Origin of the sequence: Pseudomonas sp. NFACC42-2 (assembly GCF_900116055.1) — a bacterium.
GTDB classification, from domain to species: Bacteria; Pseudomonadota; Gammaproteobacteria; order Pseudomonadales; family Pseudomonadaceae; genus Aquipseudomonas; species Aquipseudomonas marginalis.
Genome location: NZ_FOZO01000006.1, coordinates 1 through 15,628, shown reverse-complemented (window position 1 = coordinate 15,628; position 15,628 = coordinate 1). Strand labels below are relative to the sequence as shown.

Annotated in this window: 17 protein-coding genes; 9 read left to right on the top strand and 8 right to left on the bottom strand. The window is 59.6% G+C overall.

Translation table 11 applies throughout. The features are described 5' to 3' along the window. Positions 1-25: 25 nt before the first annotated feature. From BM416_RS14000 to BM416_RS13970, 7 genes are all read left to right on the top strand, one after another. On the top strand, positions 26-1,420 hold the full coding sequence (locus BM416_RS14000) for an ethanolamine ammonia-lyase subunit EutB (protein WP_027605218.1): 1,395 nt from the start codon (positions 26-28) through the stop codon (positions 1,418-1,420). Continuing rightward, positions 1,417-2,250: an ethanolamine ammonia-lyase subunit EutC gene (gene eutC, locus BM416_RS13995; RefSeq protein WP_092488457.1), complete on the top strand. Its 834-nt coding sequence runs from the start codon at positions 1,417-1,419 to the stop codon at positions 2,248-2,250. The genes BM416_RS14000 and eutC overlap by 4 nt, the downstream gene beginning before the upstream one ends. A 92-nt stretch (positions 2,251-2,342) precedes the next feature. Further along, on the top strand, positions 2,343-2,801 hold the full coding sequence (locus tag BM416_RS13990) for a GNAT family N-acetyltransferase (RefSeq protein WP_027605216.1): 459 nt from the start codon (positions 2,343-2,345) through the stop codon (positions 2,799-2,801). Between the two features lie 301 nt (positions 2,802-3,102). Then, positions 3,103-3,759 (top strand): DedA family protein, encoded by a 657-nt coding sequence (locus tag BM416_RS13985; RefSeq protein ID WP_027605215.1) that lies wholly within the window; start codon positions 3,103-3,105, stop codon positions 3,757-3,759. 6 nt (positions 3,760-3,765) lie between these two features. Continuing rightward, complete coding sequence (locus BM416_RS13980; protein ID WP_092488456.1) at positions 3,766-4,581, top strand: M90 family metallopeptidase; 816 nt, start codon at positions 3,766-3,768, stop codon at positions 4,579-4,581. 108 nt (positions 4,582-4,689) lie between these two features. Next, positions 4,690-5,217: an inorganic diphosphatase gene (ppa, locus tag BM416_RS13975; RefSeq protein WP_065924892.1), complete on the top strand. Its 528-nt coding sequence runs from the start codon at positions 4,690-4,692 to the stop codon at positions 5,215-5,217. 214 nt (positions 5,218-5,431) lie between these two features. Then, entirely contained in the window at positions 5,432-6,205 is a 774-nt protein-coding gene (locus BM416_RS13970; RefSeq protein WP_065938378.1) for a LexA family transcriptional regulator, read from the top strand. A 445-nt stretch (positions 6,206-6,650) separates the two neighbouring features. Here the strand turns inward: BM416_RS13970 and BM416_RS13960 are convergent, their stop codons facing one another. The 8 genes from BM416_RS13960 to BM416_RS13925 are packed head-to-tail and all read right to left on the bottom strand — an operon-like array spanning position 6,651 to position 12,634. Further along, positions 6,651-7,808 (bottom strand): glutathionylspermidine synthase family protein, encoded by a 1,158-nt coding sequence (locus tag BM416_RS13960; protein WP_092488454.1) that lies wholly within the window; start codon positions 7,806-7,808, stop codon positions 6,651-6,653. Between the two features lie 11 nt (positions 7,809-7,819). Next, complete coding sequence (locus BM416_RS13955; protein ID WP_027605211.1) at positions 7,820-8,530, bottom strand: DUF1190 domain-containing protein; 711 nt, start codon at positions 8,528-8,530, stop codon at positions 7,820-7,822. Positions 8,531-8,548: 18 nt separating this feature from the next. Continuing rightward, on the bottom strand, positions 8,549-8,977 hold the full coding sequence (locus tag BM416_RS13950) for a DUF350 domain-containing protein (protein WP_027605210.1): 429 nt from the start codon (positions 8,975-8,977) through the stop codon (positions 8,549-8,551). 15 nt (positions 8,978-8,992) lie between these two features. Then, on the bottom strand, positions 8,993-9,664 hold the full coding sequence (locus BM416_RS13945; protein ID WP_092488453.1) for a DUF2491 family protein: 672 nt from the start codon (positions 9,662-9,664) through the stop codon (positions 8,993-8,995). Further along, positions 9,651-10,685 carry an ion channel gene (locus tag BM416_RS13940; RefSeq protein WP_092488452.1) on the bottom strand — a complete coding sequence of 345 codons (1,035 nt, stop codon included), beginning with the start codon at positions 10,683-10,685 and terminating at the stop codon, positions 9,651-9,653. The genes BM416_RS13945 and BM416_RS13940 overlap by 14 nt, the downstream gene beginning before the upstream one ends. 33 nt (positions 10,686-10,718) lie before the next feature. Beyond that, complete coding sequence (locus tag BM416_RS13935) at positions 10,719-11,279, bottom strand: rhomboid family intramembrane serine protease (RefSeq protein ID WP_092488451.1); 561 nt, start codon at positions 11,277-11,279, stop codon at positions 10,719-10,721. Between the two features lie 57 nt (positions 11,280-11,336). After that, the gene (locus BM416_RS13930; protein WP_027605206.1) at positions 11,337-12,035 is read right to left on the bottom strand and encodes a PspA/IM30 family protein; all 699 of its coding nucleotides are present in this window, start codon (positions 12,033-12,035) and stop codon (positions 11,337-11,339) included. Positions 12,036-12,052: 17 nt separating this feature from the next. Beyond that, entirely contained in the window at positions 12,053-12,634 is a 582-nt protein-coding gene (locus BM416_RS13925; protein ID WP_027605205.1) for a YjfI family protein, read from the bottom strand. Between the two features lie 369 nt (positions 12,635-13,003). Here BM416_RS13925 and ycaC point away from each other — a divergent pair, with 369 nt between their 5' ends. Both ycaC and BM416_RS13915 read left to right on the top strand, forming a co-directional pair. Further along, positions 13,004-13,636 carry an isochorismate family cysteine hydrolase YcaC gene (gene ycaC, locus BM416_RS13920; RefSeq protein ID WP_027605204.1) on the top strand — a complete coding sequence of 211 codons (633 nt, stop codon included), beginning with the start codon at positions 13,004-13,006 and terminating at the stop codon, positions 13,634-13,636. A gap of 250 nt (positions 13,637-13,886) precedes the next feature. Then, positions 13,887-15,628: DUF6531 domain-containing protein (locus tag BM416_RS13915; RefSeq protein ID WP_256577514.1), on the top strand; the 1,742-nt coding region annotated here is incomplete at its 3' end.

Sequence of the window (15,628 nt, the reverse complement as noted above, 5' to 3'; positions counted from 1 at the left end):
GCCCGCGTCGTCAAGGAGACACTGTATGGCAAGCTTTTCCCACGCGGTCGGTGCACAGACCTACCGCTTCGACAGCCTCAAGGACGTGATGGCCAAGGCCAGCCCCGCCCGCTCCGGGGACTTCCTCGCCGGCGTTGCCGCGCAGAACGACGGCGAGCGGGTTGCGGCGCAAATGGCGCTGGCAAATATCCCGCTGAAACACTTCCTCGAAGAAGCGCTGATCCCCTATGAAAGCGATGAAGTCACGCGGCTGATCATCGACACCCACGACAAGCAGGCTTTCGCCGTGGTCAGCCACCTAACCGTCGGCGGCCTGCGCGATTGGCTGCTCAGCGACGCCGCCGATGAACAATCCCTACGCGCATTGGCGCCGGGGCTGACACCGGAAATGGCAGCGGCGGTGTCGAAGATCATGCGCGTGCAGGACCTGGTACTGGTGGCGCAGAAGATCCGTGTGGTCACCCGGTTTCGCGGCACCCTGGGCCTGCGCGGACGCCTGTCGACCCGCCTGCAACCCAACCACCCGACCGACGAACCGGCGGGTATCGCTGCGAGCATTCTCGACGGCCTGCTCTACGGCAACGGCGACGCCATGATCGGCATCAACCCGGCCACCGACAGCATCGCCTCGATCTGCGCCATGCTGGAGATGCTCGATGCGATCATCCAGCGTTACGAAATCCCGACCCAGGCCTGTGTGCTGACCCACGTCACCACGTCCATCGAAGCCATCAACCGCGGCGTGCCGCTGGACCTGGTGTTCCAGTCGATTGCCGGCACCGAGGCGGCCAATGCCAGTTTCGGCATCAGCCTGAGCGTGCTGCAGGAAGGTTACGAGGCGGGCTTGAGCCTGAACCGGGGCACCTTGGGCCAGAACCTGATGTATTTCGAAACCGGCCAAGGCAGTGCCTTGTCAGCCAACGCGCATTTTGGCGTCGACCAGCAAACCTGCGAAACCCGCGCCTATGCGGTGGCCCGGCATTTCAAGCCGTTTCTGGTCAACACCGTGGTCGGCTTTATCGGCCCCGAGTACCTGTACAACGGCAAGCAGATCATCCGCGCCGGCCTTGAAGACCACTTCTGCGGCAAGCTGCTGGGCGTGCCCATGGGCTGCGACATCTGCTACACCAACCACGCCGAAGCCGACCAGGACGACATGGACACCCTGCTGACCCTGCTGGGCGTCGCCGGGATCAACTTCATCATGGGCATCCCCGGCTCCGACGACATCATGCTCAACTACCAGACCACCTCGTTCCACGACGCCTTGTACGCTCGCCAGACATTGGGTTTAAAACCGGCGCCGGAGTTTGAACAGTGGCTGGCAAAAATGGGCATCTTTACGCAAGCCGACGGCAAGGTGCGCTTCGGCAACAGCCTGCCACCGGCGTTTCGCCACGCCCTGGCGCAATTGGGATGAAGGAGCCGCCTGTGCAACTCGACCTGCCTGAAAACCCGTGGCTGGAACTGCGCCGCCTGACCCCGGCGCGAATTGCCCTGGGCCGCACCGGCACCAGCATTCCCACCAACGCCCAACTTGATTTCCAATTTGCCCACGCCCAGGCACGGGACGCGGTGCACCTGCCCTTCGACCATGCCGGCCTGAGCAGTCAGTTGGCCGAACGTGGGCGCGATAGCCTGTTGCTGCACAGTGCCGCAACCGACCGGCACAGCTACCTGCAACGTCCGGATTTGGGGCGACGCTTGAGTGACGAATCGGCCCAGCGCCTGCGGGATTATGCGGCTGCGCATCCGGGCGGCATGGACCTGGCGGTCGTGGTGGCGGATGGTTTGTCGGCGCTGGCAGTGCATAAACATACGTTGCCGTTTCTGACGCGCATGGAAGAACAGACCCACGCCGAAGGGTGGTCCTTGTCGCCGGTGATCCTGGTGGAACAGGGCCGCGTGGCGGTCGCGGATGAAATCGGGCAACTGCTCGGCGCCAAGATGGTGGTGATCCTCATCGGTGAACGGCCGGGGCTCAGTTCGCCGGATAGCTTGGGCCTGTACTTCACCTACAACCCCAAGATCGGCCTCACCGATGCCTATCGCAACTGCATTTCCAATGTACGCCTGGAAGGCCTGAGCTATGGCATGGCGGCCCATCGCCTACTGTACTTGATGCGAGAGGCGTGTCGCCGGCAGCTGTCGGGGGTCAACCTGAAGGACGAGGCGCAGGTTCAGACCCTTGAATCCGACGACCCGGACCTGATGAAGGGCAATTTCCTGCTCAGCCCACCCACCGACTGATCCCGGCACGATTGCGCTTTTTCGCGCCTTTAGGCAGCATCAAGTCACGGCCGCTCGTGTGGTCATACCCCATTTGGAAGTTGAGGCCTGGCATGCGGATTACTCAAGCGACCCTGGAACACCTGGACCTGTTGACTCCGTTGTTCGTCAAATACCGCGAGTTTTATGGCGCGCTGCCCTTTCCGGATTCGTCACGGGCGTTCCTGGAAAAGCGCCTGCGCCGCAAGGAGTCGGTGATCTACCTGGCCCTGGCCGATGACGACGACAAACGCGTGCTCGGGTTTTGCCAGCTTTACCCGAGCTTTTCCTCGCTGTCGCTTAAACGCGTGTGGATCCTCAACGACATCTATGTGGCCGAAGACGCGCGCCGGCAACTGGTGGCGGATAACCTGATGCGCACGGCGAAGAAAATGGCCAAGGAAACCCACGCAGTGCGGCTGCGGGTATCGACCAGCAGTGATAACCAGGTTGCGCAGAAGACGTACGAGTCCATCGGGTTTCGTGAAGACACCGAGTTCAAGAACTACACCTTGCCGATCAGCGAAGACTGACGCCCTGACACCATGGAGACCTTGTGGGAGGGAGCTTGCCCCCGATGGCGGCTGTTCAGTCAGACTATTTATAACTGACCGAATGCTTTCGCGAGCAAACTCGCTTCCACAGTGCCTTTCTGGCGATTTGTGGACCGTGCCCCGCGACATCCCCCGCTACAAAACCAACAGGCTTTTCACCTCTCAATCCGTATAATGCGGACCTTTCAGGGTTGTAAGAAACACTACATACACGTGTAGCCTTATTACCCGAGCTTCCGCACAGGCCTGCCGAGTCGGGCCGTTCACACAGGTGCCATCCATGGATTTCAACCCGCTCGACCTTATCCTGCATCTCGACGTGTACCTCGACATGCTGGTAACCAATTATGGTCCGTGGATATACGCCATTCTGTTCCTGGTCATCTTTTGCGAAACCGGCCTGGTGGTCATGCCGTTCCTGCCGGGTGATTCGCTGCTGTTTATCGCCGGCGCCGTGGCAGCAGGCGGCGGAATGGACCCGGTATTGCTGGGCGGGCTGCTGATGCTGGCGGCAATCCTCGGCGACAGTACCAATTACGTGATCGGGCGAACGGCGGGCGAACGCCTGTTCAGCAACCCGAACTCGAAAATCTTCCGCCGCGACTACCTGCAAAAGACCCACGATTTCTACGACAGGCACGGCGGCAAGACCGTGACCCTGGCGCGCTTCCTGCCGATCCTGCGGACCTTTGCGCCGTTCGTTGCCGGCATCGCGAAAATGCCCTATGCACGGTTCTTCGGTTTCAGCGTTCTGGGCACCATCCTCTGGGTCGGCGGCCTGGTGACCCTGGGCTACTTTTTCGGCAACGTGCCATTTATCAAGAAAAACCTCTCGCTGCTGGTGGTGTTCATCATCCTGCTGTCGCTGGTGCCGATGATCATTGGCGTGTTCCGCAGCCGCTTTGGTCGCACGTCTTCAGAAGCCAAGTCGCAGTAACCCGGCATGTGGTCCCTCAGTGCCTGGCGGCGCCGGCGCCTGCTGGCCAAGCACCCGATTGCCGATGACACCTGGCAGCGGGTGCGCGACCACCTTACCTTCCTCGACGGCATCAGTGCCGAGCAGGACCAGTGGCTGCGCGAAGCCTGCGTGGTGTTCCTCGCCGAAAAACACCTCACCGCCCTGCCCGGCGTCGAGCTGCACCAGGAACAACGCCTGCTGCTCGCCGCCCAGGCGCAATTGCCGCTGATGAACCTGGGCGACCTCGACTGGTACCAGGGCTTCCATGAAATCGTGCTGTACCCCGACGACTTCCTCAGCCCCCAACGCCATCGCGACAGCAGCGGCATCGAACACGAGTGGGACGGTGAGCACAGCGGCGAGGCCTGGCAGCAAGGCCCGGTGATCCTCGCCTGGCCCGGCGTATTGGCCAGCGGTCAGTGGGAAGGCTACAACCTGGTGATCCACGAACTGGCCCACAAGCTGGACATGCTCAACGGCGACGCCAATGGCCTGCCGCCACTGCACCACGACATGCGCGTGCAGGAGTGGGCCAGCGTGATGCAGGGCGCTTATGACGACCTCAATCGCCAGTTGGACGCCAATCCCGATGCCGAGACGGAGATAGACCCGTACGCGGCGGAAAACCCGGCGGAGTTCTTTGCCGTCACCAGCGAATATTTTTTCAGCGCCCCGGATTTACTCGTCAACAGTTATCCACAGGTGTACGCCCAACTCAGCCGCTTTTACCGCCAGGATCCCTTGGCCCGCCTGACCCGACTGCAAGCGCACGACCCGCGTTATCAGCCACAAGGCGAATGACCGTACGACGTCTGGCGCATGGCATCGCCGTCAGAATATGCCTATAATCGCCGCCACTTTTAGGCCAATCCGGCCATGTCATATGGCCAACTACGGGGGCAACGCCCAATGAGCTACAGCAAGATTCCGGCTGGCAAAGACCTGCCGAACGACATCTACGTCGCCATCGAGATTCCGGCCAACCACGCGCCGATCAAATACGAAATCGACAAAGACAGCGACTGCCTGTTCGTTGACCGTTTCATGGCCACCCCGATGTTCTACCCGGCCAACTACGGTTTTATCCCGAACACCCTGGCCGACGACGGTGACCCCCTCGACGTGCTGGTCGTAACCCCTTACCCGGTTACCCCAGGCTCGGTCATTCGCGCTCGCCCAGTCGGCATCCTGCACATGACCGACGACGGCGGTGGTGATGCCAAAGTGATCGCCGTGCCACACGACAAGCTGTCCCAGCTGTACGTGGACGTGAAGGAATACACCGACCTGCCGCCGCTGCTGCTGGAACAGATCAAGCACTTCTTCGAGAACTACAAAGACCTCGAAAAAGGCAAATGGGTGAAGATCGACGGTTGGGGCAACGCAGACGCCGCCCGCGCCGAAATCATGAAGTCGGTCGCTGCCTACAAAGGCTGATACCGGCTACTCATTGCCTCGGCAATTGAAAAAGCCCCGATTATTCGGGGCTTTTTTTGTGGGAAAAATTAAACGACAAGTTCAACATTTTATAAGCTTAGTTTAATCACATTCGAATTCCGAAGTAATAAGCCACAACTAAGCAAAAACCTACAAGCCTAACTCAACGTATAGTTTATTTGATGTATTTTCTCGGCCAGTAAACTCTGCGTTTATGAATACATCAGGTGATCGCTTAAAAGCGCTATTACGGGAAGTTCATCTTTCCGCCTCCGACTTCGCCAAGAACCGTGGTGTCACGCCTCAACACGTGAACAACTGGTTCAAACGCGGTGTACCCATGGGCCGACTCAACGAGATCGCAGAACTGCTGTGCATCTCCAGCCGTTGGCTACGCACCGGCGAAGGCCCCAAACACCCACCGGCCAACTTCCTGCTGGAAGGCCCCGGCACCAGGAAAGGACTCCTCACCCGCGAAGAAACTGGCAAATACCTCACAGGCCCCGCCTGCCGCCCAGAAAAAATCGACGTGGAAATCCCCCTCCACCCCACCTTCACCTCTACCGAACGCATCCGCGTCTCCCTGCACACCCTCGAAACCCTCAACGTCAACCCCGACCGCGCGCTGGGCGCCTACATGGTCGACAACAGCATGATCGACATCATCCAACAAGGCGCCACCCTCGCCATCGACAAAGGCCGCACCCAAATCATCGACGGCGAAATCTACGCGGTCGAACACGACGGAATGCTCCGCATCAAATACCTCTACAACCGCCCAGGGGGTGGTTTGCGCATGCGCAGCCACAATGCCGGTGAACATCCGGACGAATACCTGACCCACGAACAACGGTTTGAGCAGAACTTCCAGATCGTGGGCTGGGTGTTCTGGTGGTCCACGTTGAATAACCGCAGGCCACCGGTGCCGCTGGATGAGCATCTTTTGGGCTGGGAAGGCTCTAAGTCGGATCCGGAGGTGGGCAACTGAAGTGAATGTGGGTATCATGCGCCGCACATTTGGCAGGGGGTTGCGTTGCGCTATCCACCCTGCTCGGCGATGCGGAGGATTTCCCGCGGATGCCCCTACTATTCAGCCCGACGCAATGTGGGCTGAGCGATTTGAAGGCTGCTGAGGTTTGTCAAAAACAAGCTGAGGCGGTCACAGAGAAGCCGGCCACAAGCCGGCTTTTTAATGCTCACAAGAACCACAAACCAAATTTATCCAACAGCTGTTGGATCATTGAATAGCCAAAGCGGGCAGACTATCGCTTCGTCTGTCTCTCAGCGGCATTATCTATGCTGCATGCCCCTAGAGCACGATCCGCCACCAACTTCGTCATTTCTACAATAAAGGCAATACGGCCACCCAAGGCGCACCATCGATTCAATGCGCACTGAGAGACCAGCCCTGCTGGGCCCTTTAAGCTCCGGCCTCAATCCAATATCAAATGCGGCAAAAACCGACTCGAATCCTTGGTAATCAAACTATTATCCTCCCGCACCCCAATCCCCGCCGCCTGGTCCCCAATCACCCAGGACCCAATCAACGTATAGCTGTCCCCAAACCGCGGCAACGGCGCAAACTCCTGGAGAATAAACGGCGCATCCGTATAGGGCCCGCCCTCCTTCACGATCAGCCCATCAGCCGTTTGCAGCTCAATGTTGGCCCCTTCCCGCGAGAAAAACGGCTTGCGCACCCAGCCCTTCGGCACGGCTTTGCCCGGTTCGGTATCCAGGTGGGCCGCGAGCAGATTCGGGTGGCCTTTGTTGAATTCCCACAGCAGCGGCAGGATGCCTTTATTGGAAATGATGGATTTCCACGCCGGCTCGAAAAACTGTGTGTCGCTCTCGGCAATCGCGGCGCCGAAGGGTTCGTGGAAGATGAATTCCCAGGCGTGCAGTTTGAACAGGTGGGGAATCCAGCGGTCCTGGAGGTCGACGAAGCGGCCTTCGCTGGTCAGGCCGATGTCTTCGATGTCGATGTGGCGTGATTCGATGCCGACTTTTTCCGCGACGAGACGCAGGTAGTCGGTGGTGCCTTTGTCTTCGACCGAGTCTTTCATCGAGGCGAAGTAGAACGGCTGGTTGATCTGCAGTTGGGCGAAGGCCTGGTGCAGCTTGGTGTCGATGCTGTTGAACTGGTCGGCATGCTTGGGCAGCAGGCCGCGTTCGATGCATTGCTCGAGCCAGCCCCATTGGAACGCCGCGGCCTCGTAGAGGCTGGTCGGTGTGTCGTAGTTGAGTTCCAGCAGCTTGGCGGGGCCGGTGCCGTTGTAGGAGAAGTCCATGCGCCCGTACAGGTGCGGGTGGCCTTCGAGCCATGAGGTTTTGATCATGTCGAAGAAGGGCGCGGGGATGCTCAGGCGTTCGAGCAGTTCTTCGCTCTGGACCACGCGGGCGACGAGGTCCATGCACATGTCGTGGATCTCGGTGGTCGGGTCTTCGAGGTCGTGCTCGATTTGCTTGAGCGTGAACTGGTAATACGCGCGCTCGTCCCAGTAGGGTTCGTCGTCGATGGTATGGAACAGAAAGCCGAGGTTTTCAGCCGTCTGTTTCCAGTCATGACGCTCTGCGCAATGGATTTTCTTCATGGCCCGGTTCCTTAACTGCTCGACCCGCCGCCGCCCCAGCCGCTGCGTGCGCTGGCCTTGCTGCCGAAGCCGCCACGGGAGGTGGCCGACGCCACGGAGCTCGACTGGCTGGAGGTGCGCAGCGTGTTGGTGTAATTGCTGCTGCCGTACCGGGCCTGGTTCGAGCGGCCAAACGTCGCGCCACTGGAGACGCGCTGGTTGAGCGTGGAGTTGCCGTAGTTACCGCGATCATCGCGATAGCGATACACCGGCTCGGAGCGGTAGCTGTTGCGATTACTGCTCAGCATATTGCCGATGAGCAGGCCGGTCAGCAGGCTGCTGGTGGAGAAGCCGGAGCCGCCGCTTGCCTGAGCGTTGCCCGCCTGGGCGTTGGCCGCGTCTACCTGGGATTGTGTCACCTGGCCTTCGGCGGTCAGTTCGAAACCGCCCAGCTTGGGAATGAACTGGCCATTGGAGTCCAGTTGGCACCAGCCGGCGACAAAGTCGGCATCGCAATCGGCCTGGCTGGCGTATACCGGGGCGATACGGCGATGCTCGGCCATGGCCGTCATGTAGGCGTCCGAACAGACGTCCACTGGCAGTTTTTCATCGGCGCATTGCTGCACCGACTGGAAGTTGTACTTCTTCTGCAAATCGTAGGTTTTTTCCGTCGGCCCACAGCCGGATATCGCCATGGCGACCGACGCTGCCAGCGAAAGCTGGACGTACTTGCTTCGTTTCATCGGGAGCTCCGTGCGCAATCAGTTCTGGGTAGGTGTCATGCACGCGGCATTCAACATGCCGACGCTGATGGCCACCGCCGCCACGTAGATGCCCGCTGCAAGCTCGCCTCTCTTGATGCGCTCGGAAGTGCCCTTGAGCACGAGGCTGGTGAGCAGAAACGCCAGGAGTTGGACGACGGCTGCGATCACCGCCCAGACGACGAAGTCGAGGATGCTGATCGAGTAGGCAATCACGTTGCTGGCCGGAATGGCGAAACCGACGATGGCGCCGCCCAGGGCGACCGCTGCGGAAACGTTGCCCGCCCGGATCAGTTCGAATTCCTTGTGCGGGGTGACGCGGGTGTAGATGAACTGGAACAGCGCAAACAGTACGGCAGCCCCCAGGATGTAGGTGACAAACCCGAGCACGGCGGCTTTGTTCAGGGAGATGGAGAGAGCTTCTAGCATGGACTTCTTCCTTTTTTAGAGCGCATTCAAGTCGGTTGTGTACAGCGAAATGCCCAGGGAGGTGCTCAGGCTGACGGTGCCTTCAGCGTCTTCTTCGACAGAGAACAGCAGAAACTCGCGGCGATCGGTCAGGCCTGTGTCACGGGCATATAGCATCGAACGGTGCTCGACGTTGTAGGAATCCTCGGGGTTTATCACCTGCTCGCTCATGGCCACCAATTCCGTCTGGCCAGCCTCGCTGCCCCACACGCGCGTGTATTCGACGCCGTTGTGGGTGTAGGTCGGTAACCCGATCGGACTCTGCGGCCCCGCCAGCCGGCGCAATTCAGCTTCGCTGCTGATAGTGACGTAGCTCAGGTAGTTGAACAGGATCACAGACTCGACCTGCCCGGCGATGTCGCCCGTGGTGTGCACCTGCAGCCAGTAATCCTCGTCGTTCATGTAGTAGCGCGACAGCCAGGTCGACTGCCCGAGGTCAACGGTGCCGTTACTCCAGATTTCCTGGGAGCCGGGGATAACCACCGTGGTCTTCCCGTCGAGCAACAACTTCAGGGTCGTGTCGAATATCACGCCTTTGCCCGGCGCCAGGCCAAGCGGCCCGGTGGTCGGCAGCGGTTCGGCAGCGCCTTTCGAGTGTGTATTCGCTTGCGGGGCCTCAAGCCCCATCAACTGTTTAAACCATCCCATTGGAGATTTCCTTGAGGCGGGTGGAGGCAATGTAGAAGAGTTCGCCACCTTCAACGCGTGTGGCGCTGGGCGGGTTGATCGACGGTTGCGGCGCACCTTTGGCGCGATAGCCAATGAGGGTGGCGTTATGGCGCTCTTTCATCTGGGTGTACAGATCGCCAAACGTTGCTTCAAACGCCTCGGGCAATCTCATCAGGTATTGGGTAGCCCCCTGCCCCACACACAGCAGCTCATTAATGACCACCGACGAGCCCGGGTCCTGAGAGGCGCGCACCAGCATTTCGATGGCCATGCTTGAGGTGCATTCCAGGCTGGGGGCGTAGGAGCTGGCCAGTGCGGCAATTTCACTTGCATTGAAGTGGGCGACCACATGCCCGACCGGATTCAATTGATTCACCGCCAGCACGGTGGCCAGCGTCAGATCGTCAGACGGGGTTCGCACCAGCACACGCTCGGCACCGGGCACACCGGCACGCAGCAACAGCGCTGTGGAGGACAAGCTCTCACCACGGATAAAGGCCGCCTTGCCCGGCATCGGGTTTTCTTCGAGGGTGCAATCGCAGATGACGATCAGGTTGTCGTTCGAGGTTTCGTCTTGCAGCAACAGCTCGATGACCCGTTCACTGGACGCGCCCTCCCAACCAATGAGCACGGTATGGCCGATTTTGCCGGTGAAATCGCCTTTGCCCTTCATGCCTTTTCTCCATGCATCGATGACAGTGCTGGTGGTTTTGCCGATGGCCGCCGTCAGCAGCGCAATGCCCCCGAGCATGACCCAGGTCGCCACGAACAAGCGTCCCAAAGAGGTCTGCGGCGATAGATCGCCATAGCCGACGGTCAGCGTGGTGGTGAGATAGAAGTAAACGAACGTGGCGGGCGCGGTGAGGTGTTGTTCGCCCAGAACCACCAGGCCCAGATAAGCCGTGCTCAGGTGTACCGCCAAGGCAATCACCAGGCCTGCCCAGCCGAAGCGGTGAAAGAGGGAGGCGGCGTACCTGCGCAACAAAAGAAAAATCGGCATTGCGTCCCTGACTCCCTGGGTGCTCAAGTGCGTTCAGCCGGCATTAAACCTGCTGCGTGGTTGAGAGAGAAGTACCTTGGCGGCAATAAATCCGGCGAAGGCACCAAACAGATGCCCTTCGAAGGAAACGCCTTGGCGAGGCAGGAAGCCAAGGACCAGTCCGCCATACAGTACCGCCACCACACCGGCCGTGATCAGGTTGCTCCAGCTCCTGTGGAACCAGGCGCGAGATAACAGGTAGGCCCACAACCCAAACACCCAGCCGCTGGCCCCCACATGCACACCCGCAAAGCCGAACAGCCAGACCAGCGAACCGCCCAGCAGGATAATGATCGCGCTGACGGTCACAAACCGATTGAGCCCTTCGATCATCACCAGGGTGCCCAGGATCAAAAAGGCAACCAGGTTCGCGCTCAGGTGGGCGAACGAGCCGTGCAAAAACGGTGAGGTGAGGATGCCCGGCAGCCCCTGCAGCGTTCTCGGGATCAGGCCGAACGCCATGAGGCTGTAACCGGTAGCGGCATTGAGCAGTTGCAGCGCGACCATGAACAGCGCCAGGCCTGCGATTGTCTTGAAACCCTTCAGGGCGCCCATCCTGACCTCGACGTAAAAAAAGAAGGGCAGACACTGCCCTTCCTGCGGCGACGTTGCTTACTCGGCCGACTTTTGCTTCAGACGCTCCAGAATCGCATTGGCGCTGCCTTCATTCGGCGTGATGCCGGCGTCGCGCAGCTTGCGCTCCAGGTCGGTCCCGGTCGATGCATCTGCCAGCTCATCCTGGGCTTGCAGTTCAGCGGCGCGTTGCTGCTGCTTGGCCTGCAAGCGATTCAGCGTACCGACGGCGGTTTCCAGCTTGCCGTTGGCACCGCCGCTGGCGATGGAGGCGCTGACCTGGGCCTTCTGTACGCTGTCGCGCGCCTTGGCCATGTCCACTTGCTGGCGCAGGCTTTTGATCCGGCTTTCGGCCTTGGTGATGTCCTTGCGCATGCCTTCCGCATAGCCACCGAATTCGGTGGCTTGCTTATGCTCGACATCCCGCTCGTTGGTCAGGGTCGAGATGGCTTCGGCCACTTCCAGGGCGAGGTCTTCACGATTGGCCTGCAGGGCAGCCACTGCCTTGGACTCCAGGTCCTTGATCTTGGCGTCGTACTCGTTGACGCGATCAGTCGCCAGTTTGTGCTTGGCCATGATGCTCACCAGCTCACGCTTGGCGTTGGCCAGCGCGGTGTCGGCATCGCGGATTTCCTGATCGAGGATGCGCAGGGCCTGTTGGTCGACGATCGATTCGCCGACTTCGTTGGCACCGCCACGCAGCGCGGTGAACAATTTGCTCCAGATGGACTGAGTCATTGGATACTCCCGAATACTTAATTGAAGAAACGTTCGAAGGCTTCGCTGGCGCGCTGCACGTTGTCGACCAGGGTTTTCACCTCGGTGACGATATTGGTCAGGCTGGAGTCGGAGCTCAATGCACCGAACATGTTGTAGACCACTTGCCCGTTAGGCATGGACTCGATGCCGATGGAGGACAGCGGGAACATTTCCCGGCTGCGCAACACCGCGTCATTGAATTTAGCGACATCGTTGATGGACTCGACATCGACCAGGACGGTGTCAACGATGATCTGCTCGCCGACCACCGCGATGTAAATCGGCAGGCCACCGAAGTCGTTCATTTCCAGCTTGATGCTGGACTCGGAGCCTTGAACCAGAGAAAGCGTGATGTCCTTGGACACCACGTCATCCAGGGCCTGAAGAGCGGTGAAGAGGCGATCGATATTCCAGTTGGTACCTGCGCTCATGAAATTCTCCGACATGAATGAGCCAGCCAGAATCGGCTGGCGAAGCTGTTTCTCCATCTGCTTGAGCAGGCTTCGGTTTTCGGGAAGCACCCAAGTTTCGTGTTTCACGTAGCCGGCGGCCGCCAGGCCTGCACGCATCTGCTTCATGTAAAAGCTCGATGGCTTTTTGGCGGACGGCTTCAAGCGCTCTCCCTTGAGGCTTGCTGAATCGGTATCGGGCCCTTTAGGCGGACTCGATGGAGAGCTGCTTTCCATGGTACTGACCTCGCTGTGAAAAACTCACGCGTGAGAAAATCTACAGGCATTTTTTGCCACACTCAATAGCTCACGCGTGAGATTTTTTGACTTACTTTCCCGACCGCTAAAAGGATCAGTCCTACTGACAATTCATGAATTGTCGCCTTTGAGTTGACGGTATTACCCATTCCAGCCGATTTATCCCCCAGCACCCACCCATTAATCTGTGCCCATGTTGAACGCAACGCCCAACCAACCTAAACAAAAAAGGATTCAACCATGAGCACTCCAACCTACAACCGCTTGAACAAAGACGACGCCGTAGTTCTGCTGGTCGACCACCAGACCGGCCTCATCTCCCTGGTCCAGGACTTCTCGCCCAACGAGTTCAAGAACAACGTGCTGGCCCTGGCCGACCTGGCGAAGTTCTTCAACCTGCCGACCATCCTCACCACCAGCTTCGAACAAGGCCCCAACGGCCCGCTGGTACCTGAGTTGAAAGAGATGTTCCCGGACGCGCCGTACATCGCCCGTCCCGGCCAGATCAATGCCTGGGACAACGAAGACTTCGTCAAGGCAATCAAGGCCACCGGCCGCAAGCAGATCATCATCGCCGGCGTGGTCACGGATGTGTGCGTAGCGTTCCCGACCTTGTCGGCGCTGGCGGAAGGGTTCGAGGTATTTGTGGTGACCGATGCCTCCGGCACCTTCAACACCACGGTGCAGCAGGCGGCGTGGAGCCGGATGACCCAGGCCGGTGCGCAGTTGATGAATTGGTTCTCGGTAGCCTGTGAGCTGCACCGCGACTGGCGCAACGATATCGAAGGCCTGGGCAATCTGTTGTCCCAGCGCATTCCTAACTATCGCAACTTGATGAATGGGTATGCGGCGCTGACGGCTCACCAGAAGTAAGTCAGCCGAGATTCGCGATAAGCCTGCCCTGAAAAGCAGGCTTTCTTATTCAACCGAGCTTCCAACTTAAAGAACCACAGTGCACTGCTCTTCGGTCAGCATGATCGCCATTTAAAGTAGCCCCCAACTGTGATTTGGGGCTGACTATTACGCGACCTTCGTAAGCCCTTTCTGATTTTCCCCACCGTTCATCCAGCCGCTTTTTACTGCGGCAGACTCCGACGCCTTGCCCTCTGCCGAGACGTCACGGATGACCCACGCTTCCCACATTGCCTCTATCGAACATGACCTGGATGGCTTTCATCAGAGCCTGGTGATTTATCGTCAGCAGATGGACGCCTGGTATTCGCGGGCGCTGGATTCGGTGAGCCATGCGGCGGATATGCCGTCGTTGCTGGGGATGGATCGGGTGTTGCGCGTCGGTGACTCGCAGACAACCGTGAGCATGAGCGACCCGAACTTTATCGGCAGTGTCGCCGTGTGCCAGTTGGGCGGCGAGCTGAAGATAGAGAGCAAATTCGACTCGGTGTATGACGTGCCGATCGGCGGCATTCCAGTCGAGGTGATCGGGCTGGATGACGGCAGTTCCACGCGGGTCATGCTGGATGAGCATGGCAAGGGCTCACACCACTGCGCCGCGGGCGGGCGCTATCAGGTGCGGGTACAGGGCGGAGTTTCCGAGGAGCAGGTGGATGCGCTCTTCGCCTCCTACGCCGGGCTGATGGCGGACCTGGAGCGGTGGCTTCGCGAACAGTGGCAAGGCTTCAAGCCGCATTGGCAGCAATCCACGGCCAGTGCGATTGGCAGCGGCGTGCTGGCGGGCAGTTGGGCCGCGATCCGGGACGTGTGGGACAGCATCCAGCTGGTGCAGGCGATGCTTGAAGACCCGTTGAAGTACGTCGAACAGCTGGGGGCTGAAGCGACCAAGCTCGCACAAATCGCCACCGATGCGCCCAAGGTCATGGAACAGGCGATGTTGCTCGCCAGTGATGAGGCGGCGCTGTTCCTGCTGGTGCGCACGGCGATGATCTGGTTGGACGCATTGCCGCCCAGTGAGATTGCGCAAGTGGCCGCTGGGTTTGTGGTGTCGCTGCTGATTGACCTGGTGATTGGCGCGGTGCTGACCATCGCATTGCCGGCGGCGGCTGTGGCGTATTTGAGCCTGCGGCTGGCCAGGTATGGCGCACAGATTGTTAAGGCGGCTGTAGGTTTTGTTCAGAGCGTGCTGGCGATTCTGACGAAGTTCATGCAGGCGGTGGATCGCTACAAGGCGGTAGCGGTTCGCGGCGTGGTCGGCGGGGTGAAGCAAGGCACGCTGCAGATGCGCTGGCGGGCGCGGCAGAACGCGGTGCTGAAGCAAAAAGAGCCTGTGGATGATGTGCCTGTTTCGGGGAAAAACCCGAACGGGGATGCGGCGGCGGCTTCGGATAAGACCGTCACCAACGGCTGCCCCGTGTCGATGGTTACCGGGGAGGAATTGCTCACCCTCACCGATGGCACGTTGGATGGAGTTTTGCCGTTCAAGTGGACCCGGCTGTATCGCACCAGTGCGGTGGAAGTGGATGGCGGGTTGGGGTTTGGCTGGAGTCATTCGCTGGCGCATCGGCTTGATGTGTCGGGCGATTCGGTGGTGTGGACGGACCATGAGAATCGCATGACTTCGTTTCCGATGCCGACCGTTGCTCGACCGGCCATCACCAATAGCTTGGCCGAAGCCGCGATCTATTTAGGGGCTTCACCGGACGAACTGGTGTTGTCCCAGGCGTCACGGTTTTATCACTTTCGCGACGGTGTGCTGGTCTCGATCAGCGACGCGTACGACAACCGGCTGCGGATTTCTCGGGATTATTTGGGGCGGATTGAGCGGCTGGATAACGGTGCGGGGGGTGCGCTGTTTTTGCGTTACTCGTCCGGTCGCATCGTGGCGGTGGATTATCAGGTTCAGCGGGCCAAGGGGTATGAGCCTTACGAATGGGTGACGGAGCAGAACGT

Coding starts and splice junctions, on each gene's coding strand:
- BM416_RS13980 (WP_092488456.1), top strand. CDS start 3,766: ATGTGGTCCCTCAGTGCCTGGCGGCGCCGGCGCCTGCTGGCCAAGCAC.
- ycaC (WP_027605204.1), top strand. CDS start 13,004: ATGAGCACTCCAACCTACAACCGCTTGAACAAAGACGACGCCGTAGTT.
- BM416_RS13985 (WP_027605215.1), top strand. CDS start 3,103: ATGGATTTCAACCCGCTCGACCTTATCCTGCATCTCGACGTGTACCTC.
- eutC (WP_092488457.1), top strand. CDS start 1,417: ATGAAGGAGCCGCCTGTGCAACTCGACCTGCCTGAAAACCCGTGGCTG.
- BM416_RS13960 (WP_092488454.1), bottom strand. CDS start 7,808: ATGAAGAAAATCCATTGCGCAGAGCGTCATGACTGGAAACAGACGGCT.
- BM416_RS13925 (WP_027605205.1), bottom strand. CDS start 12,634: ATGAAGCAGATGCGTGCAGGCCTGGCGGCCGCCGGCTACGTGAAACAC.
- BM416_RS13990 (WP_027605216.1), top strand. CDS start 2,343: ATGCGGATTACTCAAGCGACCCTGGAACACCTGGACCTGTTGACTCCG.
- BM416_RS13930 (WP_027605206.1), bottom strand. CDS start 12,035: ATGACTCAGTCCATCTGGAGCAAATTGTTCACCGCGCTGCGTGGCGGT.
- BM416_RS13945 (WP_092488453.1), bottom strand. CDS start 9,664: ATGGGATGGTTTAAACAGTTGATGGGGCTTGAGGCCCCGCAAGCGAAT.
- BM416_RS13940 (WP_092488452.1), bottom strand. CDS start 10,685: ATGCCGATTTTTCTTTTGTTGCGCAGGTACGCCGCCTCCCTCTTTCAC.
- BM416_RS13950 (WP_027605210.1), bottom strand. CDS start 8,977: ATGCTAGAAGCTCTCTCCATCTCCCTGAACAAAGCCGCCGTGCTCGGG.
- BM416_RS14000 (WP_027605218.1), top strand. CDS start 26: ATGGCAAGCTTTTCCCACGCGGTCGGTGCACAGACCTACCGCTTCGAC.
- ppa (WP_065924892.1), top strand. CDS start 4,690: ATGAGCTACAGCAAGATTCCGGCTGGCAAAGACCTGCCGAACGACATC.
- BM416_RS13955 (WP_027605211.1), bottom strand. CDS start 8,530: ATGAAACGAAGCAAGTACGTCCAGCTTTCGCTGGCAGCGTCGGTCGCC.
- BM416_RS13935 (WP_092488451.1), bottom strand. CDS start 11,279: ATGGGCGCCCTGAAGGGTTTCAAGACAATCGCAGGCCTGGCGCTGTTC.
- BM416_RS13970 (WP_065938378.1), top strand. CDS start 5,432: ATGAATACATCAGGTGATCGCTTAAAAGCGCTATTACGGGAAGTTCAT.